Here is a 1,199-nt window from a genome sequence, read left to right on the forward strand (position 1 = left end):
CGCTATTAAATACTTTTATATATCATAATATCCTGATAGCTTGATGTAGGGGTACTTGAGACCTGCTTTACGATCTTTGTTGCTCCAGTGAAGGGCGTCTCAACATCATAATTATACTCGATCCATTGCAACAATTCGAGTATTGAAGATTTATTAGACGTGAAGTAGATATATGAAGTTTTGGTTAAAACGTTCAGCACGTTTAAATAGTTTGTCAATTTCCAGTAATTTTTATTCGACTAGGTACATATATCTGTAGAAAGATAGGGAGGATCCACTACATAGACGACATTATCAAGATGCTTGTATTTTTCAAATAAAGACAGATAATCACAATTATGAACAATCTCTACTCCTTGAAGATAGCCTTCATTTTCGTATTTTTTTTTTTAGTTATTAGGTTGTATAGTGTTTCTTTCTTGAATTGTTCTAAGTCCTTTAAATAGTGCATCGGATAGAGAATATTCTGAGAGATACTCATGTAATCAACGTAGCCTTTTTCTTGTTCAAGACGGTTTAAAATTTTATCCTTAATAGGCTGTGGAATTTTGATTTTTTTCCCTCCGCTGAGCAGATATCTCGTAAATCGGAAATTAATTTATTTGTCTTCTCCATGTTTTTTAATCTCTTAGTATAATTGTCGTAGTCGTTGAAAACCACCTTAGCATCAGTATAGTGTTGCTTAATGGTATGGCTCAGTAAGCCCGACCCACCGAAGAGATCGACATAAGTAGCATTTGAGGGAAATGATTTAAGAGCTTGTTTAAATTCTTTTGAAAAATTGCGTTTTTGTCCTTGAAAAGGAAGGGGAGATCTGTAATATTTTTTCATGAATTATTTATATTCTAATTTTTCAGTTTTTCAGTTTTTCATACCATTGCTTAGTCTCTTTATAACCAAAAGGGTTCTGGCTGTAATTGCCGGTGATTACCTGTCTGGTGGCTAAGATTGAGGGCTTAGCGGATAGCTTGTTTTTTTTTATTGAATGAAAACTTTGGAATCCATCGGATGCATCGTATAGATCAGTTGTTAAAAGATTAATTATTACTTAGAGCCTGTTTAAAAATAAGCGAAAAAAAATAATAAGGGCATCTAAAAGAAGTTTAGTGTTACGTTCTTTGAAGTGATAAAACTTTAAAAACATGTACTTAACCGACTTATCAGATGCCCATTGGAAATATATAAAAAAACGTTACAAC

Annotated in this window: 2 protein-coding genes; both read right to left on the reverse strand. The window is 32.7% G+C overall.

Annotated features, from left to right (window positions below; translation table 11 throughout):
- Positions 1–5: 5 nt before the first annotated feature.
- Complete coding sequence (locus tag GNY06_RS13645; RefSeq protein WP_212995077.1) at positions 6–218, reverse strand: hypothetical protein; 213 nt, start codon at positions 216–218, stop codon at positions 6–8.
- Between the two features lie 298 nt (positions 219–516).
- The gene (locus GNY06_RS03930) at positions 517–831 is read right to left on the reverse strand and encodes a DNA adenine methylase (RefSeq protein WP_166518897.1); all 315 of its coding nucleotides are present in this window, start codon (positions 829–831) and stop codon (positions 517–519) included.
- Positions 832–1,199 lie beyond the last annotated feature (368 nt).

Source organism: Elizabethkingia argenteiflava (assembly GCF_009904105.1).
GTDB classification, from domain to species: Bacteria; Bacteroidota; Bacteroidia; order Flavobacteriales; family Weeksellaceae; genus Elizabethkingia; species Elizabethkingia argenteiflava.